The organism is Mangrovimonas sp. YM274, from assembly GCF_030908385.1.
Taxonomy (GTDB): domain Bacteria; phylum Bacteroidota; class Bacteroidia; order Flavobacteriales; family Flavobacteriaceae; genus Mangrovimonas_A.
Genome location: NZ_CP133091.1, coordinates 267,926 through 294,433, shown reverse-complemented (window position 1 = coordinate 294,433; position 26,508 = coordinate 267,926). Strand labels below are relative to the sequence as shown.

Annotated in this window: 17 protein-coding genes; 9 read left to right on the top strand and 8 right to left on the bottom strand. The window is 40.2% G+C overall.

Features of this window, described 5'->3' with window-relative positions; translation table 11 throughout:
- Window positions 1-5 precede the first annotated feature (5 nt).
- From RBH95_RS01340 to RBH95_RS01305, 8 genes are all read left to right on the top strand, one after another.
- Window positions 6-668, top strand: coding sequence for a rhodanese-like domain-containing protein (locus RBH95_RS01340; RefSeq protein WP_307900943.1), 663 nt, complete (start codon window positions 6-8; stop codon window positions 666-668).
- A gap of 28 nt (window positions 669-696) precedes the next feature.
- Window positions 697-1,314, top strand: coding sequence for a rhodanese-like domain-containing protein (locus tag RBH95_RS01335; RefSeq protein ID WP_307900942.1), 618 nt, complete (start codon window positions 697-699; stop codon window positions 1,312-1,314).
- A 142-nt stretch (window positions 1,315-1,456) separates the two neighbouring features.
- On the top strand, window positions 1,457-2,242 hold the full coding sequence (locus RBH95_RS01330; RefSeq protein ID WP_307900941.1) for an FkbM family methyltransferase: 786 nt from the start codon (window positions 1,457-1,459) through the stop codon (window positions 2,240-2,242).
- Window positions 2,243-2,256: 14 nt separating this feature from the next.
- Entirely contained in the window at window positions 2,257-2,661 is a 405-nt protein-coding gene (gene mutT / locus RBH95_RS01325; protein WP_307900940.1) for an 8-oxo-dGTP diphosphatase MutT, read from the top strand.
- A 23-nt stretch (window positions 2,662-2,684) separates the two neighbouring features.
- Entirely contained in the window at window positions 2,685-4,280 is a 1,596-nt protein-coding gene (locus RBH95_RS01320; protein ID WP_307900939.1) for a glycoside hydrolase 43 family protein, read from the top strand.
- Window positions 4,281-4,339: 59 nt separating this feature from the next.
- The gene (locus RBH95_RS01315) at window positions 4,340-4,759 is read left to right on the top strand and encodes a hypothetical protein (protein ID WP_307900938.1); all 420 of its coding nucleotides are present in this window, start codon (window positions 4,340-4,342) and stop codon (window positions 4,757-4,759) included.
- Between the two features lies 1 nt (window position 4,760).
- Window positions 4,761-5,402, top strand: coding sequence for a YiiX/YebB-like N1pC/P60 family cysteine hydrolase (locus tag RBH95_RS01310; protein WP_307900937.1), 642 nt, complete (start codon window positions 4,761-4,763; stop codon window positions 5,400-5,402).
- A gap of 60 nt (window positions 5,403-5,462) precedes the next feature.
- Window positions 5,463-6,362 carry a hypothetical protein gene (locus RBH95_RS01305; protein ID WP_307900936.1) on the top strand — a complete coding sequence of 300 codons (900 nt, stop codon included), beginning with the start codon at window positions 5,463-5,465 and terminating at the stop codon, window positions 6,360-6,362.
- A gap of 101 nt (window positions 6,363-6,463) precedes the next feature.
- Here the strand turns inward: RBH95_RS01305 and RBH95_RS01300 are convergent, their stop codons facing one another.
- The 3 genes from RBH95_RS01300 to hutH form a co-directional block, all read right to left on the bottom strand.
- Window positions 6,464-7,024 (bottom strand): imm11 family protein, encoded by a 561-nt coding sequence (locus tag RBH95_RS01300; protein WP_307900935.1) that lies wholly within the window; start codon window positions 7,022-7,024, stop codon window positions 6,464-6,466.
- Between the two features lie 302 nt (window positions 7,025-7,326).
- Window positions 7,327-9,324: a urocanate hydratase gene (locus RBH95_RS01295; protein ID WP_307900934.1), complete on the bottom strand. Its 1,998-nt coding sequence runs from the start codon at window positions 9,322-9,324 to the stop codon at window positions 7,327-7,329.
- Window positions 9,325-9,430: 106 nt separating this feature from the next.
- Entirely contained in the window at window positions 9,431-10,921 is a 1,491-nt protein-coding gene (gene hutH, locus RBH95_RS01290; protein WP_307902271.1) for a histidine ammonia-lyase, read from the bottom strand.
- Between the two features lie 81 nt (window positions 10,922-11,002).
- Between hutH and RBH95_RS01285 the strand changes: the two genes are divergently transcribed.
- A complete protein-coding gene (locus RBH95_RS01285) occupies window positions 11,003-11,890 on the top strand; it encodes a LysR substrate-binding domain-containing protein (protein WP_307900933.1) in 888 nt (295 codons plus the stop codon).
- Between the two features lie 138 nt (window positions 11,891-12,028).
- Here RBH95_RS01285 and RBH95_RS01280 read toward each other — a convergent pair whose 3' ends face one another.
- From RBH95_RS01280 to RBH95_RS01260, 5 genes are all read right to left on the bottom strand, one after another.
- On the bottom strand, window positions 12,029-15,379 hold the full coding sequence (locus RBH95_RS01280; protein WP_307900932.1) for a T9SS type B sorting domain-containing protein: 3,351 nt from the start codon (window positions 15,377-15,379) through the stop codon (window positions 12,029-12,031).
- A gap of 139 nt (window positions 15,380-15,518) precedes the next feature.
- Window positions 15,519-17,387, bottom strand: a complete 1,869-nt coding sequence (locus RBH95_RS01275; RefSeq protein ID WP_307900931.1) for an OmpA family protein — start codon at window positions 17,385-17,387, stop codon at window positions 15,519-15,521.
- Window positions 17,388-17,406: 19 nt separating this feature from the next.
- Window positions 17,407-18,339 (bottom strand): type IX secretion system membrane protein PorP/SprF, encoded by a 933-nt coding sequence (locus RBH95_RS01270; protein WP_307900930.1) that lies wholly within the window; start codon window positions 18,337-18,339, stop codon window positions 17,407-17,409.
- Between the two features lie 72 nt (window positions 18,340-18,411).
- Window positions 18,412-25,194: a choice-of-anchor J domain-containing protein gene (locus RBH95_RS01265; RefSeq protein WP_307900929.1), complete on the bottom strand. Its 6,783-nt coding sequence runs from the start codon at window positions 25,192-25,194 to the stop codon at window positions 18,412-18,414.
- A 164-nt stretch (window positions 25,195-25,358) separates the two neighbouring features.
- Window positions 25,359-26,507 carry a tetratricopeptide repeat protein gene (locus tag RBH95_RS01260; protein WP_307900928.1) on the bottom strand — a complete coding sequence of 383 codons (1,149 nt, stop codon included), beginning with the start codon at window positions 26,505-26,507 and terminating at the stop codon, window positions 25,359-25,361.
- Window position 26,508 lies beyond the last annotated feature (1 nt).

Genomic DNA, 26,508 nt, shown 5'->3' with positions numbered 1-26,508 from the left:
TCCTCATGGACAAAAAGAAAACCGTAAAATTCCTCTCGTATCGCTATCAAATATTGGCTGCAACCTTGATCATTCTTGCTGCCGGATTGGTATTATTGCCTAAATATGAAAAACAGGAAGGCATTCGCTCCAAACAACTATTAAGCCATGCCATCAGTCCGGAGCGTTATATTTCTACCGATGATATTTCCCATAAACTCATTAGCCAAGATCCTTCTTTTATTTTGGTAGACGTGAGGGACGAAGAAAGCTATAATAAGTATAGTCTGCCTAATGCCATTAATATCCCGCTGTCAAAATTGTTGGACGAAGACTCTCTTACCTACCTCAACCAAGACCAGTTTGACGTGGTGTTCTATTCCAACGATACCTTTCATGCCGACCAAGCTTGGATGTTGTGCGACCGCCTAGGCTTTAAAAACCTACATGTTTTACAAGGAGGACTTAATACTTGGTACAGCACCATTATCAATCCTACCAAACCAAGTGAAGCCATGCCTGAAGCGGACTTTAAACTGTATGCCACCAGAAAAGCGGCCAGTATGTATTTTGGCGTAGCATACCCAGATCAAAATTTAGGTACCGAGTTGCCCTCTGCTCCTTCAACGCCTAAAAAAGTAATAACCGTAGAAAAGAAAAAGAAGCGCAAAGCAGAAGGCGGCTGTTAAGTCTATAATTGATCTTATACCTAATACCATGAAAGAATTAGAGAAAACCAAACGAATATCCATTGCTGCCACGCTATTTATCCTAGCCGTATTGATAGGTTTTTTAACCTATAAACGCCCCAAAAACACTTATGCTTTCAACACTAAAAGCACTTTGGAAAAAATCACCTCAACAGATTATTTCCTACCCTATTCCCTTATTGAAAATGAAGATGTGGCATTTATAGACATTAGAAACCCTTATGAGTACAACAAAGGTCATTTACAAAATGCCATAAACATGCCTTCCGTGGATATTATGAGTGAAGCCTCCCAAAAACTGCTTCAGGACCTAAAAAAATCCAACACTACCACCGCGTTATACGGATACACCCCAGAAGAAGCCAACATTCCTTTTCTTATCCTATACCAATTGGGATTCGATAATCTTAAAATCCTACCTGTAGAACTCAGCTACTCACAGAACAAACTCATCACGAAAGAATCCAAAATAGAAACCCTACCTTACGATATCAATGGGTTTATCATGGACTCCCAAAAGCATCTGGACAGCTCTAATACGATAGTCCCTCCAACAGCGGATGTCCCTAAAAAAGTGATTACAGTTGAAAAGAAAAAGAAACGCAAAGCAGAGGGTGGCTGTTAAAAAACAAATACATACTATACTTCCTTTGCTTTAAAGCTCGCACCCACCTTATTTCTAGAGAAAAAAAATAAGGTTCTAAAAACGGCCAAATATTTGGTATTTTTAAACTGTAGTTTACAGTTACTTAGCAAATAGGAACCGTATGAAAAAAACCGTTTACGATCTTGTATCCAAAGCCGTTAAAACTTTTTCAAAAAGTGATATTGTTGCAAAGAAAATCAACAACCACAACAAACAACTCTATTACGAAAGATCGCAGCATCTTACATTTCTATTTCAGAAGCAGATTCAATATGAAGAACAGATTCAGAATAAAATTAAAGCCTATATAAAACCTGGGGATGTTGTTTTTGATATAGGCGCCAACATTGGTCAATATGCATTGCCTTTTAGCGAGGTGGTTGGCCCCTCAGGAACGGTCTATTCCTTTGAGCCCGACTTTAAAAACTATGCGTTTTTGCAATTCAATGTCAACATAAATAAATGCACCAACGTTAAGTGTTTCAACTACGGGATAAGCAAAGAAAATGCGCAACAAGAATTTTTTAGGGATACCGAAACGGGCGGACGGAAGGGCTCTTTTAAAAGGAAATTTGTGGAAGACAGCTTCAAGGGATTTACAGAAAACGTCACTATAAAAAGTTTGGATGCCCTAGTTACTGAATTTGGACAACCCAACCTGATAAAAATAGATGCCGAAGGCTGTGAAGATGATATCATTTCAGGTCTAACCATCGATTTGAAAAACTGTGTTTTTGCAGTGGAGGTTAGGGAAGACACCAAACACGTTATCTTTGACTACTTCACTAAAAAAGGATATGACTGTATTTGGATAGACCATAAAGATCGCCCTATTAACAATGCCGAAGATATTCCTGGATATGCCAATCTCATTTTTAAAAGAAGTTCAACTAACCAACAGAAATAATAACCAGATCCTCTATGATCAAAGTAGCCGCTGGCATTCTCATAGACCAACAAAACATCCTTATCGCAAGGCGTTCACCTGGTAAAGACCTAGCAGGCTATTGGGAATTTCCGGGCGGCAAGATAGAAGCCAACGAAACTCCAGAAGCAGCCTTGATTCGTGAGTTTAGGGAAGAATTTCAGGTAGAGATCAAGGTGCTTAGCCCCTTTCACCAAAACCAACATTCCTATGCCTCCAAGACCATACTACTGGACTCCTATTTAGCAGAGCATGTCTCTGGTGAATTTCAACTAAGGGACCATGATCAATTGGCTTGGGTGTCCATTCCTGAACTAGACAACTACCAAATATCACCCGCCGATAAGCCTATTGTAGAAAAGCTTCGTACCTTACAAAACACTAAAGGATTTCTAACCTAACACAAAAATCAAATACCTTTCATATGTTCATGCTTAAAGCCTTCCAAAACCCAACGCTCTTAAAACTCCTTCTTACCGTTATTTTGGCAATGCCTTTAGGGTTTCAAGGGCAAACAACTGTAAAACCAGCCCACAACCCCATTATTTGGGCGGATGTTCCCGATCTGTCCATGATTCGAGTTGGAGACACCTACTATATGAGTAGCACCACCATGCATATGAACCCTGGTGTACCTATTATGGCATCCAAAAATCTTATCAATTGGCAACTTATCAATTATGCCTACGATACGCTTGCCATTAATGATGCTTTACAGCTACAAAACGGAACACAAGCGTATGGTAAAGGTTCTTGGGCTAGCTGCCTGAGATACCATAACGGGACATATTATGTGAGCACCTTTTCCAGCACCTCTGGAAAAACACATATTTACACCACAACCAATATTGAAAAAGGGCCTTGGACTGAACACAGCTTTGAACCTTCCTATCACGACCACAGTTTATTTTTTGATGAGGACGGTAGCCTCTACATCATTTGGGGCGCTGGCAAATTATATATTGCTGAAGTGAAGAAAGACCTTAGTGGTATAAAAGAAGGCAGCAAACACGTGTTAATAGAAAATGCTAGTGCTCCATCTGGAGATAACATCATGCTAAAAGCAGAAGGTTCACAATTGTTCAAAGTAAATAACATGTACTACCTATTCAATATTTCATGGCCACGGAATGGGATGCGTACTGTGATTGTGCACCGGTCCAACAACATCAAAGGGCCCTATGAAGGCAAGGTAGTCCTACAAGACAGAGGCATTGCCCAAGGAGGGCTTATAGACACTCCAAATGGCGATTGGCACGCTTACCTTTTTCGAGATTATGGAGCCGTTGGTCGCATTCCCTATTTAGCCCCGGTGACTTGGAAAGAGGGTTGGCCCGTCATTGGACATGAAGGGAAAGTGCCCGACACACTGGCCATCAAGGCAGCCCCACAAACTATGGAAGGTATTGTAACTTCTGATGAATTCAATGAAAACACTCCCAACAAGAAACTTCCTTTAGAATGGCAATGGAACCATAACCCCGACAACAACTACTGGTCGTTAACAGAACGCCCCGGCCATTTACGACTAACCAATGGCCGTTTGGACAACAGCTTTTTAGATACACGAAACACCCTTACACAACGCACTTTTGGTCCCGAATGTTCGGCAAGTATTAAATTGGATATAAGCCACCTTAACAATGGGGACTATGCGGGCTTGGCTGCGCTTCAGAAACAATATGCCTATGTTGGTGTTAAAAAAACCAATGGCAAGCATAGCCTTATCATGGTAAATGGCAGTGCTGATGACCCTATAGAGGAAGCATCCATACCTCTCAACCAAAAGGAAGTATACTTAAAAGTGTCTATGGATTTTAGAAACAAGACGGATAAGGCCTATTTTTATTTCAGTTTAAACGGAACGGACTGGAAGCCTATTGGCAACTCTCTACAAATGGCCTATACCCTGCCCCACTTTATGGGCTATCGCTTTGCAATATTCAGCTATGCCACCCAAACTACGGGCGGTTTTGTGGATATTGATTGGTTTCGATTGGAAGGCCCTACGCTTGATTGAGTCTTCTTCCAAAAATTTTATCTATTTTGGCAACTATCTAACTAACAACACACCTTGCAATGCGTATCGTAAAAAATATTTTAGCCGTCATTTTAGGATGGCTTGGTGGTAGCGCCATCAACATGGGGTTGGTGCAGCTGGGACACTCTTTGTTTCCAATGGAAGGCATAGACCCAAACGACATGAATGCTCTAGCGGAAGCCATGTCTACTATGGAGCCTAAACATTTTCTGTTTCCATTTTTGGCCCATGCCATAGGAACTTTTGTAGGTGCCATTATAGCCGTTCGCGTAGCTGCGAGTCATAAGATGATTTTTGCCATGGCTATTGGAGTGCTATTTTTAATTGGAGGTATCATGGTGAATTATATGCTCCCAGGCCCTATGTGGTTTACAATTTTAGACCTTGTTGTAGCCTATATTCCTATGGCTTGGCTAGGTGGCACAATAGCCCTAAAAAAAGCAAAGGCATCTATTTAAAATGAACAAAACTCATTTCCTTTTTCTATTGCTAGGGTTGTTGGCAGTAACCATACATGCCCAAGAATTTACCTTGCAAACAGGCGATTTGCTGTTTAGGGAATCTGCCGAAAGCAGCTTATCCAAAGCTATAGATGCGGTGACCCAAACCGATAAAGCCACCCATTTCTCCCATATGGGATTGGTTGAAATAGTAGGCGATAGCATTTTTGTATTGCATGCCGATACCGATGGTGGTTCCTGCAAGATTAGTTTGCGAGAATTTATCTACCCTCCCTCAGACAGTATACCGCAAGAAAGAACAGTGATCGCCTACCGCTTAAAACCAAACTATCAAAAAGCCATTCCTGACGCTATCACCAAAGCCAAAACCATGTTGGGGAAGCCCTATAACTTCAGCTATGTCATGAATGACAGCAGTTATTATTGTTCTGGATTTGTATACAGAGCTTTTTCAAAAGACAGCATTTTTAAATTGAACCCCATGACCTTTAAAGATCCGGACACCGGCAAATTCAATCCTTCTTGGATTGCGTTTTACAAAGAATTAGGCATGGATGTTCCCGAAGGCCAACTAGGCTGCAACCCTAACGGCATGGCGGCTTCTGAAAAGTTAATGGTAATCGGGAGAGTGCGTTTGTAAAAGATAATAGTAAAGACAGTTTTGCTATAATAGAATAATATTGCTATCCTAAATTTAAATATGAAAAGACCACTCCTCCTACCAACTCTACTTATTACTCAGTTTATTTTTTCGCAAAATATAGTTATAGCTGACACCATAAATAAATCTCCAATTCCATTTGCAACCATAAAGTACAACAAAACAGATGGCGATTACAGCAACCCAAAAGGGATCATAGATTTAACCCAAGTATCATTTGATACTTTAGAAATTTCACATTTGGGTTATAATACGGTCAAGATACCAAAACTTCAAGTTATAGACACTATTTACATGACTCCTCATGCAACACAATTGGAGAGTGTAACTGTAAAGGCCAAAACGGATGAACAAATTACATTTAAACCTTTAAAAAAGTCATCGCTTTGGAAAAGCTGCATTTTAACACCTAAATTAGAGTTGTGCGCTTTGGTATACCCCAAGACAGAATATTGGGATTATTATTTAGATATGGTCTCCTTTTCCTTTTACAACGACATCGGTAAAAACGACATAAAAAAACTACATGAGGAAATTGATGCCTTAATAAGAATAAATATTTATCACAACAACAAGGGTAAACTTGGCGAACAAATATACAGCAGTACACCTATAAAAATTAATAACATAGAAAAAGACGAAATTCAACATGACATTTCATCCTTAATGCTGAAAGCTACTCCTGACGGTTATTGGTTTACCCTAGAAATGCTTGGATACTACAGCAACAATAACGAAGTAACTATTGATGGAATTCCTTTTGTAAGACCCCGCCTAACACAAAAAGAGTCCAAATTTTGTCAGGTTGAAACATACCATAAATATGTATTCAATGAAAATGATAATTTTGTACACATAGATAAAGTATTGAAAATGGGAGGTTTTTATGGAGAGAATGAACACAGATATTTATCTATTGGTTTTACAATATCCAAATAATCTACGTTTGCAACGGGGGCTTTTTTTTGCTCAACCATAAATCCACAAAACCTCTTTGCTTTAAGATTTAGGACAATTTTAGCTCTTGTCACAGACGAGTGCTAGCTCCGATTATCGGATGTTATCTTTTGAAAATAACAACCTGTAACTTTATTTTTTATCAGCAAATCTTTTACTTTTTCAGAAATACAAAATGACGAAGGGTCAAATTCCTCGTAACAAAATACATTGACATTTTTAGGCATTTTATTTCTATCAATAATTGGATTGATTAGATTATCTCTCATTTTATTTCTATCAAGCACATCTATTTTGATTTTGAAATGCATTATATAATATTCATGACTTTCGGAGCCCTTTAAAACACTAGTTTTCACAAACTGAATTTGACTTTCATCTACATAATCTTGGATTAATCTCTGCATTTTTGTCGAAATCAACCTTATAGGCTGATATGGCATTTGGTAATCTGCAAGTTGTTTTCCTACTCCTCCTTCAAAATTGAATTTAATTCCATCTAACATACCTTTGTAAATTTCAACACCATCTTCAAGTGTCTCTAGTAGGTCTGACATTTCAATATTTTCTGTATCTACTATACCGTACTTTCCCTTTGTCTTGGCGTATTCTTCACCTAATAGGACTCTATAATATGTTTCCATTTCTTTATTTATACAATTCTAATTAATTATACAACATCCCCATATTTTCAAAAGAGTTACTCTCTTATTAGAAACCTACGAACAAAGATTATGGAAATGTTCATTTGTAATAACATTCTTAAAGAAACAAAAAAGTCCTGTCGTAAAACAGGACTTTTATATATTATTGCTCTTCACAAGTTAGATTAACGGAAGAGAACAAGAAGAGATTCCTTCTTCGTCGGAATGACAAAACCCATCTCTACTCTATTCCTTTAAACTTCCAACTCCAAGCTTCGTGCTTCAAACTACTAACGTCTCACTTAAAACAAATCCGTCAACACATTCTCCGCCACCAAATAAGGCAAGGTCACCTTTAGGCTTGGTGTACGCTGCATTTCGCGTTCAATGGCAAATCTGGCTTCTTTGTTTCTGGCCCAACTACGTCTGGCAATACCGTTATTGACATCGTAAAACAACATGCTTTTGAGGCGTGCTTCGGCTTCTTTGGTGCCGTCCAACAGCATTCCAAAACCACCGTTGATCACTTCTCCCCAGCCAACGCCACCACCATTGTGGATAGACACCCAGGTAGCGCCTCTAAAACTGTCGCCAATCACGTTTTGAATGGCCATATCAGCCGTGAACTTACTACCGTCATAAATGTTGGAAGTTTCGCGATATGGAGAATCGGTACCACTCACATCGTGGTGATCGCGTCCCAATACCACAGGGCCAATTTTTCCTTTAGCAATAGCATTATTGAAGGCTTCGGCTATTTTGGCACGCCCTTCGGCATCGGCATATAGAATTCTGGCTTGTGAGCCCACCACCATTTTGTTCTGCTTTGCATTTTTGATCCAAGTGATGTTGTCCTGCATTTGCAATTGAATTTCCTCTGGGGACACTTCCATAATTTGCTGCAATACTTCCATAGCAATTTGGTCCGTAGCATCTAAATCCTCGGGCTTTCCAGACGTACACACCCAACGGAAGGGTCCAAAACCATAGTCGAAACACATAGGTCCCAAAATATCCTGAACATAGGAAGGATATCTAAAATCAATTTTATTTTCAGCCATCACATCGGCGCCTGCACGAGAGGCTTCCAGCAAAAAGGCATTTCCATAATCGAAGAAATATGTGCCTTTGACTGTATGTTTGTTGATAGCCGCGGCATGACGACGTAAACTTTCCTGAACCTTTTCCTTAAATACTTCCGGCTCCTCGCGAATCAAGCGATTGGATTCCTCATAACTCACATCCACAGGATAGTAACCACCCGTCCACGGAATGTGTAAAGAGGTTTGATCTGACCCTACATGGATAAAGATATTTTCTTCATCAAAACGCTCCCATACCTCCACGATATTTCCAATATAGGCAATGGAAACCACTTCGTTGGCCTCTTGCGCTTTTTTCACACGAGTAATCAAAGCCTCCATTGAGTCTATCAACTCATCTACCCAACCCTGTTGGTGACGTTTGGTGGCCGCTTTTGGATTCACTTCGGCACACACCGTGATACAACCGGCAATATTTCCCGCCTTAGGTTGCGCACCACTCATACCTCCCAAACCGGCAGTTAAAAATATTTTTCCAGCGGAAGACTCCTCTTTCTTCAATATTTTTCTAAAGGCGTTCATCACGGTAATCGTGGTTCCGTGTACAATTCCCTGTGGGCCGATATACATAAAAGAGCCTGCAGTCATTTGTCCATATTGGGTAACTCCCAAAGCGTTGAACTTTTCCCAATCATCAGGTTGGGAATAGTTAGGAATCATCATCCCATTAGTTACCACCACTCGTGGTGCAGCTTTAGACGACGGGAACAATCCCATAGGGTGGCCAGAATACATGTGCAAGGTCTGCTCCTCTGTCATCGCGGCCAAATATTTCATGGTCAACAAGTACTGCGCCCAGTTTTGAAACACGGCCCCGTTTCCTCCGTAGGTAATCAATTCCTCAGGGTGCTGCGCTACGGCAGGATCCAAATTATTTTGAATCATCAACATAATCGCTGCCGCCTGTGAACATTGTGCCGGATACTCCGAAATAGGTCGTGCATACAAGTCGTAATCGGGTTTGAAGCGGTACATATAAATGCGTCCGTATTCTTTCAATTCCTCGGCAAATTCAGGCGCCAAGGTAGCATGCCAAGCTTCTGGGAAATATCTTAAAGCATTTCTAACGGCTAATTGCTTATCTTCTTTTGATAGAATATCCTTTCGTTTTGGGGCTCTATTAATGCCTTCAGGATAGGCTTTTTTGGCCGGTAACTCTGTTGGGATTCCTTGTAATATCTGTTCTTGAAATGTCATATCGTTCTCTATTTTACTCGATAATCGAGATTTGAATATTCCGAGACCTACCTCGAAATTAAAAAATTGTACCTTTTAATGCATTACGGGTTTGCCCCAAGGCAATTTACTGCACCCTAAAGGCTTGTTCTTTTACAAATTGAATGATGGCATAAATATCGTCCTTCAACACGCGGTCATCTTCCAACTTCGCCACTTTACTTCTGATCAATTTAAAGTTTTCTTCCACAATATCGGAAAAGGTATTTGGACGTCTAAATTCCAAAGCTTGGGCTGCATACATCAATTCGATGGCTAAAATCTTTTCAATATTGCCCAAAATTTGGTTGAACTTACGCCCAGAGATACTTCCCATAGACACGTGGTCTTCCTGTCCTAAAGAGGTTGGCACACTGTCTGCGGAAGGAGGGAAACACAAAGATTTATTTTCGGTTACCAAAGCTGCTGTGGTGTATTGAGGAATCATAAATCCAGAATTCAAACCTCCAGATTCCGTCAACAAACGAGGTAATCCAAACTTCCCTTCCAACAACAAATAACATCTTCTATCGGCGATATTTCCTAATTCTGAAGCTGCTATCGAGGCATAATCCAAGGCCATTGCCAAGGGTTGTCCGTGGAAATTTCCACCAGAAATCGCTTCGGTTTCACTCAGCACAATTGGGTTATCGGTTACGGAGTTCATTTCAATTTCTGCCAATTCATTTAAGTGATAGAAAGCATTTCTTGAAGCCCCGTGCACCTGCGGAATACAACGCATGGAATAAGGATCCTGCACGCGGGCACAATCCAAATGCGATTTGATATTTTGGGAATCCTTAAACAGTCGACGCATGCGCTCGGCTACTTTTAGATTTCCTTGAAACGGCCTGATGGTATGCAAGGCTTCCTTAAATGGCGAGGCACTTCCTTGGTAGCCCTCAATACTCATGGCTCCGGCCACATCGGCCAAATCCAAAAGATATGCCATTTTTTTAAGCCCTTTGATGGAATGGGCCAAAATGAACTGGGTTCCGTTGATCAATCCCAAACCTTCTTTGGCCTGTAATTGGATAGGCTCCAAATTATGTGCTTTTAAGACCTCTGCGGCAGGTTTAATGACATCGCCTACCCAAAACTCACCTTCCCCCAACAACGGCAAAAATAAATGCGATAAAGGCGCCAAATCACCTGATGCTCCTACCGAACCTTGTTCAGGCACCACTGGCAACAAATCATTTTCGATACAGTACAGCAATCGGTCGATCACTTCCATTCTCACACCGGAAAATCCTTGACATAAGGCCTGCACCTTACAGATCATCATGATTTTGGATAATTCCTTATCTATCGGGTTTCCTACACCAACGGCATGGGTAATTACCAAGTTCTCCTGTAATTTACTGGTTTCCTCTGGGGTAATCTGTACATCGCACAAGGGCCCAAATCCTGTATTGATGCCGTACACGGCCTTATCGGAATTGGCCATGATTTCCACTTTCTGTCTGCAAGCATCTACTTTCGCTTTGGCCTCTTCCGTCACAATCCCTTTCAAAGTTCCTTCTGCAAGCGACATTACGGTATCAACCGTAAGCTTATCTATACCATATTTAAACATCATTCTCTCTCGTTTTCTATTAGTTTTTACAAAGTTATCGCTATTTTTGATAGCAAATAATATCATTTACATCACTCATTGATGCCTGTAAGTAATCAAATAGAATTGCGTCACCTGCACTATTTTTTGGCTGTCGCCGAAGAATTGCACTTTAGAAAAGCAGCCGATAAGCTGTTTATTTCCCAACCAGGCTTAAGCAGGCAAATTAAACAGTTGGAAGAATTGTTGGGCATCACGCTTTTTGAGCGTCATAACCGCGATGTAAAACTTACCAAGGCTGGCACCTATCTTCATGCTGAAATCAGCAGAAACTTATCCCGACTAGATGGCATTTTTGAACATGCCAAACTCTTGCAGGACGGCAAGCAAGGCCGCCTGAATTTTGGTTATGTAGGCTCCGCCATGCAGGAGCTTATTCCGAAATTACTTTTGGCTTTTGAAGAAGAACATCCTAATGTCATCTTTAGTCTTAAGGAAATGGACAACCAAAGTCAAATAGACAGTCTTATTGCCCATGATATTGACATCGGCTTTGTAAGATTGGAACGCGTACCTAGAGGACTTTCTATCAAACAGATTTTAAAGGAACCCTTTTGTTTGGTACTTCCCAAGGATCACCCATTGGACAACAGCAATTTTAAAAGTTTGACCCAATTAAAGAATGAATCCTTTATTCTTTTCGATCCCAAGTACAGCACGTCCTATTACGAAAAGGTGATGCAAATTTTTGATGACAGTGGTTTTAGTCCCATCGTGTCCCATAATACCATACACGCCGATTCTATTTATTCGCTTATCAAAAATAATTTCGGAATCTCTATCGTTCCCAAATCTCTACAAGTAGGCCATGACCCCGGCGTGAAGTTTATTGAACTTTCAAAGATTCCACAACGCACTGTTTTGTCCATGATTTGGGACCCAAGCAACATGAATCCTAGCTTGGAGCACTTTATCCAACTGATCAAATAAAAAAAGCACCTATACTAAGTATAAGTGCTTTGAATAGATTTCGATACAATTCTTCTAATTTCTTTAAGAAAAATTAAACAATCTGAAGATTCTTCATTTCGTTATCACTCCATTCTGAATGACAATACTCCATTTCATCTATCTCTTGATTGAGAAGTGCGCTTGGAATTTCTTAGGAACACCAAGCTCCTCATAAGTCAACACAAACCAATAGTCTGTAGATGGTAATGGTTTCCCGTTGAAACTTCCATCCCAAGGCATTCCTGCAGGTCTAATTTTAGTCAATATTTTCCCGTAACGATCAAAAATCAATATTTCCGCCTCTCGGTGATCCTGAAGTGCAAAAATGTTCCAGAAATCGTTGTGTCCATCCCCATTAGGCGTAAATACTTTTGGATAATCGATAATTCTAATATTCTCAATTACCAACTCACCACAAGAAGTCTCTGTCTTCATGTCATACACATATACGGTATGCAAGCCACCACTCACATTGGTAAACACACCTCCGTTATCTACGATGGGCCCGTCATCCAACTGATACCAATACTCTCCGTATCCCTCAACTTCAACAATAATGCTAGGATTTGCAGAAAAGGCTCCAGATTGGTTCACACTTACCAATACTGCCTGACTGGATTGGAACACTTCAAAAGCTTGACTGATTTCAGAGGTACAATTGGTCTCCGATTGAATTTCTTCTATAGAAACCGTATACAATCCTGGAGATGCTGTATTTACGGTATAGGTTCCTTGAGTGGCCCCAGCAATTGCCACACCATTCAAGTACCACGTGTACGCATAATTAGGATCTTGCAAATCACTAACCAAAGTCACAGCATTCAACACCTCTCCTGTTTGATAATCCACACAAATAGTATCACCTCCATCTTGGGAATAAATTTCAGGATTCAACAACGGAGCCACTGTATATTCAAAAGAGGTGGTATCAAAACACTCATCTGGAATGTTATTGTTAACCACTCTAATATAAATGGTTTCTCCGTAAGCAGTTCCATTTATATAGGCTGCAGGATCTGCAATGGCATTGGTTCCATTAGCTGCATCTGATTGAGATAGGTAATAGCTTACCGAAAAATCGGTAGGACTTTGCCCATTCAACACTTCTGCATTCAAACTTGTCAAATCCAAAGCTGCATAGCCATCATTCTCACCATCATAATCACAAACCGTCATCGGTTCCGGCATGTTGGCAATAGCTGCTGCTTCTACATTCAATTCAAATGGAAAGGTCTCTGAACACCCGGAAGCACTGCTAGCAATTACCACATAGATCGTTTGATCAAAAGCAGTTGTATTGGTATAAGGATTACTTGTAATTTCATTTGTCGCAGCAGCATCTTCAAAGAAAGATACTGTATAGTCTGAAGAACTTTGTCCAGTTCCTAAAATATTGTCCGTTTCGGCAAGCAAATCAAAAGCATAAAAACCACTGCCATCTGCACTACATACTGTCATACTATCCTTTGCAACGGTTGGAACAGGCTGAACTTCCAAATCGAAGTTAAATACGGCATAACAAGTTGTGGTACCCGCATTGGCACTGGTGACATTTACATACACCGTGCTTGTTCCCGACACATAATTACTTGGATCTGGAATTGGATTTGCTCCAGACTCCGCTTCTGCTTGACTGGTATGATAAGTAAAATTAAGATTCGCTATACCATTGGCAATGGTAGCTTCATATTGCGTTAAATCAAAAGGCTCTTGACTATCATTAGGCGTCTGCAAATCACAGAGCACTATCGGATCCAATGCTGTTGTACTAGGGTCTGGCAATACGGTAAGTTCCAAAACCAAAACGGCTGTATTAGAACAATTTGATCCTCCCGTGGATACTCTTATCCCCAAAACTGTTTGTGGGTTTGGAGACGTTGTATAGGCACTAGGATTTGTTATTTCGTTTGTATCATCGACAGCGTCCTGTTGAGAAGGGTAGTAAGCCACCTGATAATTGGAAGGATCTGTAGCATTTGCTAAGAACTGCGATTCATAATCCAATAAATTAAAGGTATATTGCCCGTCGCCATCAGTATCACATTCAGCAACAACATATTCTTCTTCCAAAGTCAAAATGGTTTCAACCACTAAGGTTTCCACGGCATTAATATCTAAAGAACAAAATGGCGCTACAGCGCTTGTAGCTGATTCTATGGTAACCTCTGTAGTTGTCAATAAATCCGGAAACTGCAAGGTATAATTTCCTGAAGCATCCAAGGTAAGTGTCATGGTACTTCCTGAGTTAATATGATAGTCTATGGTAGCGTTTGGCTCCCCACTGAACGTAATCACCCCTATGTCCCCTTCACAAATTGGGGAATTGTTTGATACCGTAGGCGCTGTACTGCCATTTACCGTAATATCAATTATATCACTTAAGGTTTGCGAACAAATGACATCGCCAGCACTGTCAATAATTCTCGCATACTTGACTTCGAAAACGGTATCTTCTGTAAAGCTTTGTGTTAACGTAGCGGCCCCAGTATCATCCAATAAAATTTGTTGGGTAGTCCCATCATTGATACTATATCCAACAGTAGCTCCAGGGGTACCCGTAAAGGTAAAGGTAACGTCTTCACCATTACAAACTTCTGTATTATCAGCTACTACGGTCACTTCAGGAATTTCGCTAACAAGTAAATTGAATTCCACTAAATCATAACAACCGGCTACATTTTCTACTTTAGCATAAATTTGCTGAGGATTGGATGTATTGGTATAAATACCGGGAAGCGGATCTATTCCGTCTGTAGCATCCGCCAAAGAGGCATAAAACTCAATGGTATTGTTTGTTAAGTCGGCATTGATATCCGATTTTACGGCATTTAAATTGAAGATCCCCGTAGCCCCATTAGAACTACATGTCATCAAATCGTCAATTTCGTTTGCCACTGGTGCTTCAGGAAACGCACCATCGCCCTCCATGGCTGATCCTGTCCATTGAATTTCAAAACCACCGCCATCATATGGCCTATCAATAACAATATAATAACTATCACCAACACTTACATTCAACCAATACACGTAGGCAGAATCTCCCATTGCTCCAGGACCTTGAGCCACTGCTGTAGTACTACCGTTAATTCCAGTATTATTACTAGGCAACCCGGCTTCAAGAGGATTAATGGTATTGCAACGCAGCGCATTCCCCCAAAGGTCTCCACAGCTTCCCGTGCTGGCATCATAGACCCAAAAGTCATAATCAACCGCCAAATCGGCATCATCTGGTATTAAATCAAAGCCCAGATTACCGGCTTGTACGATATCAATTTTAAGCCAAATGGTATTATGCTCAATACTTCCGCAAGCGGCTACCTCATCAATTTCACCAGCTCCCTCTGCATTACTACTGAAGTTTCCATTTCCACATACTATAACAGCATTAGCACAATCACTAGGGTACTGCTGCCCTTGAACTTTTAGCAAGAACATTACAAAAATGCCAAACATTAAAAATTTCTTCATTCTAACTTTCTTCATAACATAATTCAAAACTCCAATAGTCAACCTGTAATCAGAAAAAATTACAAATTGACTATTAGAAATTTACAGTTTATTTTTAAGCTTTTGGCTGGCTGGCAAAATTATACCAAATAGGTTGGAGTTACTTTTTAACGATCAAGAATTCTGAGCGTCTATTTTGTGCATCCTCTTCTTTAGTACAGTTAGATTTACAATCTATTTTAGGTTCTGAACTTCCCATTCCTTTAGCAGAAAGGCGCTCTTTGGCAATACCCTTTGAAATCAAGTACTGCATAGTGGCCTGTGCACGTCTTTCTGATAGTTTTTGGTTATATTCCTGGTTACCTTTAGTATCGGTATGTGAACGCACTAAGATTTCCATTTCTGGATAATCGTTCATAATGGCCACTAACTTATCCAATTCAAAGGCGCCTTGTTGGGTGATATTGCTCTTATCAAATTCAAAATAGATATTGTTCAACTTCACCTCTGTTTCGGTAATCAATTCATGCTCAGGTTCCAATACCACTGTTACATTAGTGGTACCTCCTTTGCTAGGAGCCACTTCAACAGTTGCTGTTTTGTACCCTTGTCTTGCTACCGTAAAATAATAAGCTGTTTCACACTCTACACCAAATGCGGCAGTACCATTTGCCTCATTAGTTTTGGTGGCAATGACATTACTTTGATTGTCCAAAATTGATACTGAGGCATTTGCCAAAACAGAACCAGAATTAGCGTCTTTCACCAAAGCTACAGCCTCTGCAATACAAACAGGGATTGCTGTATAAATATTGTCTACACCGCTTCTATTGGATGAAAAATACCCAATATTATATTTTGTATTTACACTAAAAGAGAAATCATCGCTTTTAGTATTTACAGGCTTTCCCAGGTTAATAGCATCTTCATTTTTGCTCAAGTCCACTTTAAAAATATCGAAACCTCCCAAACCTTGCTTTCCAGTAGAAGCAAAATACAAAATGTGGTCTTCACTAATAAAAGGGAATCCTTCTTTTCCGGCCGTATTAACATTGGCTCCTAAGTTTTCAGGAGTCCCATAAGAATTTCCATTAACACTTACTTTCCAGATATCGGTATCTCCAAAACCACCAGGCATGTTGGAGGCAAAATACAATGTTTTACCATCGGCACTTAAACTTGGGTGACTCACAGAATACTCCGTACTGTTAAATGGCAATGCTTGGATATTACCCCATTTCCCATCTTCTTTGGTGGCACTATAAAGCCCTTGTTGTCCAACTTTAACCTTGTGCTTCTTTATCTTTTTATAGTTCCCGGTACTGTGTCCATCACGAGCAAAAATCATGGTATTCCCATCGGTACTTAACGTAATTGGACCATCGTGAAAAGGCGTATTTAAACTTTTTAACTCCTCTGGTTCAGATAACGTACCATCATCATTTCTTACAGATTGGTAAATATCTAAATAAGGACTGTTAGTCCAGTTATCTTTTCTGTTAGTTCCTCTAGAACTCACAAAATACAAGGTGTTATCATTAGAAAGCACACTCCCAAAATCAGCTTGCTCTTGGTTGTTAATACCAACATTACCAACTTCAAATAACTTAGATTGATCTGCCAAGCTAGGTACATAATTTGGATTCTTCATGTGGGTAATAGCGCGTTGGTCTTCCGGCATCATTTTAGCGAACACATCCATTTGCTTGTTGGCCTCCTCATATTTTCCTTGCGACTTTAGAGTTTGCGCATAACGGTAATAGGTTTCTGCATCCTGCGTGGTTTGCGTAGCCTTAGCATACCATTTTGCCGCTTCTTCGGTATTGAAGACATTGTAGTAGCAATCTCCCAATTGCTTGTACACATAGGTATCGGCCTTATTGTTGTCTACCAATTTTAAATAGGCATCAATGGCGTCTACATATTGGTAGCTCTCAAATAGTTCGTCTGCCTTTTCGGTGTGGGCATTTTGTCCGTAGCTTGCTGCAACACACATCAGCAAACATAAAAGACTGTATATTTTTTTCATTTTTATTGGCTTTTTGTGGTTAGAAAAATCTTGGTGACACAGATACTTTTTTGGCAAAGTTCAAGTCGAATAACACCATAATCTCGTGCGATCCTGAAGTACCCCCACTTAAATCAGAAGTGATGGCATCGTAGGCATATCCTACTCTTAGGTTAGGTGTAATGGCAAAGTTTGCCAATCCTGAAAAGGAATCATCCAAACGGTAGGACGCTCCCAATTCGAAACGCTCAAAGAACAATACATTGGCCGATACATCCAAAGATGTTGGTGCATTGAAAGCCGATTTCAACATAAAGGACGGTTTGAACTTTGTGTTTTCTGAAAGGTCAAATACGTATCCCCCTGTTAAGAAATAGTGTAATTCTTCCGATCCAAAGGTGTATTCCTGCCCGTTGTTAGTAACATCCAAATGCGTACTTTTCAACATGTTTGGCACAGAAAACGCTACATAATACTTGTCTGTATAGTAAAAGAATCCTGAACCAATGTTCAAATAGGTATTACTTGTATTTTGATTAAAGGCTTCATCATCACCAATAACCAAAGAAGAGTTGATATCGCTGAACAATCCAATATTTTGAAAAGTAGCTCCCGCTTTCATACCAAAGGCTAAGCGGTGCTCACCTCCTAAATTCAAGGTATAAGAGAAGTCGGCATAGACATTATTTTCCTCAACCGGTCCAATGTTATCAGAGATAACAGACAATCCCATTCCTACTTTCTCTCCTACTGGACTATGGATAGAGAAGGTAGCTGTTTTAGGCGCTCCTTCAATATCTACCCATTGCGATCTGTACAACAAGCCTATGGATAAATTGTCCTTAGAACCAGCATAAGCTGGGTTAATCACATTCATGTTGTACATATACTGTGTGTACTGCGGGTCTTGCTGGGCTTTACCACTAACCATCATGAGAAGTGCAAAGACCAAGGTCACATATAATTTTTTCATCTGTGTAGTTTATGCTAATAATTGGAAGCTGTCTGCCATAATTTTAGGCAGACAGCTAATATTAATTTAGGATTACTTTGCTCTGTTTATATAAACCCATCCTGTTTCGTTCGTACCATTTTGGGTTTCGATACTGTAGAAATAAGTTCCTGTTGGCAACTCTTCTCCATCATTGGTTTGACCACCCCATTGGTTGGTATAGCTTCCGCTGAAGTTAAACACTTCTGTACCGTAACGGTTAAAGATGCTTAATTTCACTACTTGGAAACCTGTTAAATCAAACGTATCGTTTTTACCATTGCCATCAGGTGAAATTCCTTTAGGAATCTCTCCACAAGAGAATTTCTCAACAGTATAACTCGCCGAGGTACTACATCCTCCAAGTGTTACCGTTACCATAAACTGTGTTGGTACCGTAGCATTGATATTGTTCATTGCGTATTCAGTTACATTGAAAGTGCTGGAGTTTTCTCCTACCACTTCTCCACTAGCATCAGTCCAAACATACTCTACTTCGTCTGGGTTATAAGCATCACCTACTGGAGCTGCTGTCAATACAATGCTAGCATCAACACAGTCCTCTGAAATTTCAGAAGTCAAGTTATCTAGGATGGTAACAGTATAAGTACTCATTCCTCCTAACAAACAGATATCGGCATCTTCAACAATTTCATATGTAATGGTGTACTCACCAGGTGTACTAGTGGCTACATTGATTTCACCAGTATCCGTATTGATGTCTAATCCTGTTTGCGAACTGAACGATCCGCCTAAAGTAAATTCTTCAGACAATACTGGCATAGCAGTTCCACTATCCGGACAGTATACATCTTCATAAGTAAAGTCTGTCGTTGGCGTTGTAACATCATTCACTTCCACTACAATTTCGGAACGTGGTCCTTCACATCCATTGGCATCTACATACCCAACATAATAGGAAGTTGTTCCTGCTACCGACGTATCTGGTGTTGGCGCTATTTCAGAACCTGTGCCTCCAACGGCCTCAGTGTACCACAACAATGTGTATTCACCCTCAATCGTTGCTGTTAATTGCTCAGCTACTTCATCCACACAATACATGATTGGCGACTCAACCACTGGACTCTCTTCGATACCATCATATTCAACAGTTACCATATCGTCACAGTAACGTGTTTGCCAAATAAAGGTATACGTTCCAGGCACTGTAAATCCACTAACAGTAACTTCTCTTGAAGAGGCATCGGAGATCAATACTGGTCCAGGGTTATCTTCTGCAGAAATCCATGTCCCTGTACCCTCTGCACTCATTTGGATACTGTTGTTTGTACAATCCAACTGGTCATTAGTAAACGTATTAATAGAATTGTTTGCTACGAAATTAGTTGCATCCAAAATCACTCCATACCCTGAGTATTTATTTCTAAAAATAAATCGTGTGGTTGTTTGACCTTCCGGAACATTATAAGCTCCTGAATAATTTGCCCAAGACCCCACATTTCCAGCTTCTTCACGAATATTTACATACGGGCCTTCAGGTGGCCCAGCAAATAACTGAATGGTATTTCCTGTAGAACGTGGTAAATGTGCAAAGGTGTAGAACATCTGCGTAATCTCTGACGTATCAAAATCTCTATAGATCCCTTTAATAGTATCATCTGGCTGAGAACCATCTGGACCAATTAATGTTACAGACTGTCCACCTTCATATATTGGGAAAAATGAGTTATTCACCGTTTCCCAGAAGAACAAATACGAAGAATTTGATTCGGCTATTACCACAGACTGTGTCCATCCCGGAATCACAGCTTGATCCACACTATTCTGATAAGAACCTGAAAACGCAACACCAGATGGATTTTCAAAACCACCATTAGGTGCATTTATAGAACATAAATCATTTGGTGTAGTCGCACATAATTTGAACGTTCTCGTACTTACTTCAGGAGTTGTTAAACTTAATCGTAATTTATAGTTATCACCCACTACCAATTCGGTAGAGTAACTAGCTACAAACAAATTATCAAAAGTACAACCCATTTCTTCCAAGGAACCATCTGTTAATTCCTTGTACAAGGTCATCGTAATGTGAGGGAAAGGCTCCACCGTGTTTGCTGTTCCAGCATGCAATGGATTTTCAAACCCATCGATCATAAACATCTGTACTCTAGAAGTCGCTGTAAACTCAAACCAGATATCAGATTCCACTTCATCTCCACAAGATAAAGCTTCAGGTGATAAAGTTGCATTTCTAAAGGTTACATCCACAATAGCTTCTTCACAATCCTCTCCTTCATTAATAGGAAGATTCACAGCAGTAGAGATATCGTCTCCTACCGCAAAATCATACGGACCTGACCAATAACTAGTCTCCCCATCGCTACAAATGGCTCTTACAAAGTACTCGTAAGTACCTGCATTGTCAAATACAAAATCATCAGCTGTTGGCACGTAAGATGGTGTATCCACAACCGTTCCAGATTGCGGAAGCGTTCCATTCTCTAAAGGCTGTACCGCCACTTCCCATTGGGTTTCGTCACCCCCTGGAGTCCAAGAGAAGCCTGCAGCACCATTGGCTGTTAGATCTGTTGGCTGTGGACAGCTTACCTCGCCACACTGAGCAATTCCCGTATAGAAAGTTTGCTGTGGTGGAAGCCCTGTAATATGCGCCACTTCTTCTCCTTGATAATCTTCCAAAATCACTTCCCAGTTGGCATATTGATCAGGATTCCATCCTCCCGTATTCATATACAATTCAAATTCTACGCCTGTACATAAAAATAAAGTATACTCAGGGAACGTGTCATCTCCATTGTAGAAAACCAAGGTTTGTACCAAATATCCATTTTGATATACATCCACGGCAGGGAACGTAGGGTAGTTTTCATCAATTAAGGTAATGGTGTATTCACACAAATTATCAAAATCACATCTCGTGTTTAACTCGGTCGGCCCTGACCATTCACTCTTCTCTGTATCACTACAAATGGCGCGAACGTACACATTATATTTACTGGCCTCTGTTAAGCCTGTCACAGTAAACGGGTTAGTATCTGCGATGTAAGAATACGCAGGGTCTACATCCCCTACAGGCGCATCCTCTTCAAAAGGAATGACAGCGATTTCCCAAGAATCCTCACTTCCATTACTATCCCAGATTGCTGTAAAACCTTCATCGGTAATCGAACTTAAAACCACATTTGTTGGTTCAGGACAACTAGGAATATCTTCAACAATCACATTATCAATAATCAAGATCTGTCCTGAACTCGCTATTTGGAATCCAAAATTCAATTCTCCTGATAAAGGAATATTGATAATTTTTTCAATGTAACTGGTATTGTTTACTGGACCATCTGTTGCAGAATCATACAATTCTATATTCATTGAAGCCGGATCATTCCCTGAAGTAGACATGAACACTTTAAAATGATCAGGGTAGCCAGCATTGTACGCTGCTCTGTAGAAGAAACGCAATCTTTGGTTTGGCTGCACATTAATAGTTGGCGTAATCAAAAAGTCGTTAATACTTTGCGGTGTAAAAACAGCTGCAGATTGATCTCCTTCGTAAGTGGAATTAACGTTATCCAATTCCCATCCCCCTGTTGGAATGCTCCAGCATACCTCAGTTTCGGAATCGGAATCAAAAGTTTCTATAAACGGTGTATCGAAAGCATTACAAGCAGTAACAAAACTTACAGGTCCAACCCATCCACTACTTGAATCGCCACAAGAGGCTTGTACATATACTTCATATTCTGTTCCTGGTTCTAATCCAGAAGCAGTAAAGGTAGTTTCGTCAACAGTAGCAGTAGTATTTGTTGGCAATCCAACACCTGCAGGCTGCACGGCAACATTCCAAGCCGTTTCGTCGTATCCTGCACTCCAGTTAATGTTTGCAGAACTTCCAGTTACACCAGACACAAAAAGACCCGTTGGTGTTTGACAGTCATCAGCACCTTCAATGCTTACATTATCCAAATGTAAATGAGAGAACCCATCCTCAACATCAAATTCTGGCGGTACTCTAAAGGCTACATAAATAGTTCCTGCGTCCGCTTCAAAATACAATGTTTTGGTTTCAAAATTAGAATTGGTAATTTCAAACAACGGATCCAATACGGTAAAACTTGAAGGATCGGTATCTGTTGTAGAAATCAAAACTTCCATTCCAAATCTATTGGCAGGGAATAAAGCACTGAACAATACTTTATAGTCAAATTCTAATTTATTCAATCCTCCATTCACGTTAATAGCTGGAGAAATAAACCAATCGTCAAAACCTGTTGGAGGTGCAAATATAGATGTTTGCACAGCTGCCATATCTGGCAAAGTAGTCCACTGTACATTATCACCATTGGCATTGTTTACTGACCAACAGAACTTGTAGCTTTCAGGATCCTCATCATTAAAGGATTCGAAGTATGGTACATCAAAACTTTCACATAGGGTTGTAAATTCAAAAGGCCCTACCCACTCGCTATAGTCACCTTCTCCACAAATAGCTCTTATGTAGTATTCGTAATGCGTAGCATGGTTTAAGCCTTCTGCGGTATATGGGTTTTGGTCTGTCACCACGCCTGGCTGAGAAAAATCTCCCGGCTCTGTTGGTACACCAGCTCCTGGTGCTTGTACCATTACTTCCCATTCTGTTTCGTCACTACCTGCAGTCCAAGTCAATTCCGCAGTCGTTGTTTGAATAGTTCCTGTGGCCAAATCTGAAGGCTGTGGACACGTAGGTATATTTTCTATTAAAATATCATCAATCGATAAACGCGTTGCATTTTCTTCTGGGTTAGGCGTTACTACCCAAGCAATATTTACTTCGCCTGATACTATTGGAAGTTCTACGGTAACCTCTTCCCATGCACCATTGGTAATCACGGTTTCTGGTAACACTTCCGTTGTAAAATTCTCTGCTCCAATACCTGTAGTCGATAATTTAATAGAGTACGTAGAAGTTCCATTGGTAGCTCTATGCTTATAAACCAAACGTTTTGGTTGATCGGTAAAATTCAATCTTGGAGATGAATAAATATCGTTATTATTTCCAGGAGTATCCAAAGTTGGAAGGGTAGGATATCCTGTAAGGTACCCCCATTGAAACTGATCTTCATTTACATTAATACTATACCAACATGGCTCTGGAGTACTTGAGTTAACTCCGGTAAAGTCCTCATAAAATGGAACAGGAAACGTTTCACATTGTGTAGTAAAGGTGTAAGGATTAGCCCACGCACCTGTAGTACCACCACAAATAGATCTTACATAAAAATCATAAGTAGTTCCTGCTACCAGACCTGTATCGATAAGGTTGTCTGTTAAAGAAGACGTCGCCACGATACCTGTTGTAGGTGCTGGATCTCCAGTTGGCACCACTGCATACTCCCAAGAATCGGCAAAACCACCAACGTTTTCCCAAGACATGGACACACTAGTAGCCGTTAAATCACTATAATCAATTCCGGTTGGAGGCGCACAAGAAGAGCCTTGCATTTCAAAAGTAAAACAGATTCCGGCATTCATTGTAAGGTTAGAAGAAATGACAATGATATAGGTATTACCTGCTTCTGCCAAAAAGCCTTCCAAAGATGCGTTCATATTACTGGTTGTAGTATTGATTCCGTCCAAGCAAGTCACTCCAACATCCTCACAACTCTCATATATTAATACTGTTGAATACGCATTCCAACAGTTTTCACCAGCACTGGCGCCCGTTGCTGTACTTTGATAAAAGTTTACCAAACCATCTTCTTCTGGTGTATAGGATAAAAATATTTTATCTCCATTCAACATATTCCATGTAGAAGGCACGCCTGAAATACAGTTCGCCCCCGCTGTATCGTAAACAATATCAGGGTTACTGTAGTTGCTCAAGTTGTCTTCAAGTATAAAAGGCTCTGACAAATCTGAAATTACAATAGCCTCATCACAAGATAATCCCAACTCGTTAGTAGTAAAGTTTACAGGACCTGTCCAAGCACTTACCGTACCATTATCACACACTGCTTGTACATATACATCGTAAGACATACCTCCTTCCAAACCTGTAATGGTATAAGAAGTACCATCTACAGCAGTGGTAATATCATCAGGTAAAGCCCCTGCAGGTACTACATCTAAATTGAAATTGGTAGCCGATGGATGTGTCCAGGTCACTAGACCTCCTTCAGTAGTCAAATCGGAGATATCAATATCGGCTGTAGCAATATCAGCACAACCTTCCAACACTTCGGCATCATCAATAAACCACTCATCACCTGTTGGCGCAGCACCGTTTTGTGTATTCACAGCCACAAAAGCTACATATACATCAACACCTGCTATACTAGACAAGTCTACAATCTGTTGCTCATACTCTGTCCCTAAATCACTCTCTGAATAGGTTTCCAAGGTTACGTTGAACCCAAAAATATCAGGCTGTGCTGCCGTAGACACTCTAATTTCGTAAGTAGCTCCATTATCTACATCAGTTGCCTGTTTCGTATAGAAATGTAATTCACCGTTCGCAGGAACAGTAAACTGAGGCGTTACCAAGAAATATTCGGCGGTGTTAGTATCACCAATATTATCCGCACTAGGATTTACAGATACGGCGTTGGTACCTAAATACCCATCGGTAGTTGCTCCCCATTGAGCAGCTCCTACCTCATTGTCAAGAAGTGTCCATGTTGCCGGCACACCACTGTCGAATGATTCGTTAGCCAATTGTGAAAATCCTTTGGTTGATAAAAGGAAAAAGACTCCTATCGTCAATAGAAGTTTTAACTTCCCTTTTAAGAGGTCCATTCCAGTGAATGAGTTAACATCCACATGAAAATCTCTTCGCAAAAAGAGGGCAGTTTTTGCTACAGTTGCTTGTAACTTGTTTTTCATCGTTTGCAATTTCAGTTAGTATTTCAGCTCTAAAACTATACATAAAGATAACATATATATAGGTATAGGCTTTAATAATTACCGAAATTCGAAAGACAAAACCCTATTTAAAACACCTGTAAAACAAGAGATTACACTAAAAACCCTTTGATTTTAAGGGATTGTTAAGATTTACGCTTTTGAAGTTTCTCAACCTGCTTTTTGAGGTCTCTAATATGCTTTTGCGCTTTGATTTGAAGTAAGACAATAACTACAATTAGAATTATAGCCGCAACGAAAATAACTTTTACATTGAAAGAAAAACGCTCTTGCAAATTTGCAATTTGCTGCTCCTTGAGCACGTCATTTTCTTCTATGGAATCACTTATGGAATTTCTCTCGGATTGTTGGATCTCATTTTTGATTTCCAAAAAATGATTGTAATAAATCTGATATTGCTCCCAGTCATCCAAGGCCAAATAATTTTCGAAAAGCCCCTGATAAATTCCTTGATTCAAGACTAAGTCCCCAACATCCTTGGATTGGTTTAAGGCATTCTCCAATAAATTGATAGCTTCTTGGTGCCGCCCTTCACTGGTATATACTTCTGCCAATCCCTTTTGAGCAAAGGACACCAAACTTTTGGCCCCCTTTTTCTCTGCCAAATAGATAGACCTACGGTAACTCTCTTTAGCCTCTTCATTTCTGGAAAGTTCCAAATAACAACTCCCTTTATTGTAATAGGCTATGCTTACATTGGTTTCATAAAACAAGCCTTTCGCTTCATACTCCTTTATCCCCTTATCAAAAAAGTTCAAGGCTATATCACAACTAAGGTTACCTCGATATATAAAGCCTTTTACGATATAGGTATTGGCCAAAAAGGTCCGCACAGAATCCCGAACCGGATAGGCCAAACAAGCCTTTTCGGTTTTATCCAAAAATTCTATAGACTTGTCATAAATATTCATTTGCTGATAAAGGATGCCCGTTTTTGACAAAATCTCTATGGCCAACAATGGATTATCAACCTGTTCCACAAGCTCGTTTGCCAAGGAAATATACTCAAGTGCCTTTTGGTAGTCACGTTTGGAAGAATATGCCAGCGATACCAGTGACAAAGCCTTCACTCGAATGTCCATCTCCACGCTCTCATCCTCATATACCTCAATACCAAACTGGATACAGCTCTCCGGATCCTCATAAATTTGATTGGTTTTTATCTTAATCAAATCTTCCAGGTCCTTATCACTTAAAGAATTTTGCGCATATCCCTGCAAGCCCCAAAAGAGCACCACCACACAAAAACCAAAAAGCCATTTCCTGAAATCCATA

Coding starts and splice junctions, on each gene's coding strand:
- RBH95_RS01315 (WP_307900938.1), top strand. CDS start 4,340: ATGCGTATCGTAAAAAATATTTTAGCCGTCATTTTAGGATGGCTTGGT.
- RBH95_RS01310 (WP_307900937.1), top strand. CDS start 4,761: ATGAACAAAACTCATTTCCTTTTTCTATTGCTAGGGTTGTTGGCAGTA.
- RBH95_RS01270 (WP_307900930.1), bottom strand. CDS start 18,339: ATGAAAAAATTATATGTGACCTTGGTCTTTGCACTTCTCATGATGGTT.
- hutH (WP_307902271.1), bottom strand. CDS start 10,921: ATGTTTAAATATGGTATAGATAAGCTTACGGTTGATACCGTAATGTCG.
- RBH95_RS01280 (WP_307900932.1), bottom strand. CDS start 15,379: ATGAAGAAATTTTTAATGTTTGGCATTTTTGTAATGTTCTTGCTAAAA.
- RBH95_RS01265 (WP_307900929.1), bottom strand. CDS start 25,194: ATGAAAAACAAGTTACAAGCAACTGTAGCAAAAACTGCCCTCTTTTTG.
- RBH95_RS01275 (WP_307900931.1), bottom strand. CDS start 17,387: ATGAAAAAAATATACAGTCTTTTATGTTTGCTGATGTGTGTTGCAGCA.
- mutT (WP_307900940.1), top strand. CDS start 2,257: ATGATCAAAGTAGCCGCTGGCATTCTCATAGACCAACAAAACATCCTT.
- RBH95_RS01340 (WP_307900943.1), top strand. CDS start 6: ATGGACAAAAAGAAAACCGTAAAATTCCTCTCGTATCGCTATCAAATA.
- RBH95_RS01260 (WP_307900928.1), bottom strand. CDS start 26,507: ATGGATTTCAGGAAATGGCTTTTTGGTTTTTGTGTGGTGGTGCTCTTT.
- RBH95_RS01285 (WP_307900933.1), top strand. CDS start 11,003: ATGCCTGTAAGTAATCAAATAGAATTGCGTCACCTGCACTATTTTTTG.
- RBH95_RS01295 (WP_307900934.1), bottom strand. CDS start 9,324: ATGACATTTCAAGAACAGATATTACAAGGAATCCCAACAGAGTTACCG.
- RBH95_RS01300 (WP_307900935.1), bottom strand. CDS start 7,024: ATGGAAACATATTATAGAGTCCTATTAGGTGAAGAATACGCCAAGACA.
- RBH95_RS01320 (WP_307900939.1), top strand. CDS start 2,685: ATGTTCATGCTTAAAGCCTTCCAAAACCCAACGCTCTTAAAACTCCTT.
- RBH95_RS01305 (WP_307900936.1), top strand. CDS start 5,463: ATGAAAAGACCACTCCTCCTACCAACTCTACTTATTACTCAGTTTATT.
- RBH95_RS01330 (WP_307900941.1), top strand. CDS start 1,457: ATGAAAAAAACCGTTTACGATCTTGTATCCAAAGCCGTTAAAACTTTT.
- RBH95_RS01335 (WP_307900942.1), top strand. CDS start 697: ATGAAAGAATTAGAGAAAACCAAACGAATATCCATTGCTGCCACGCTA.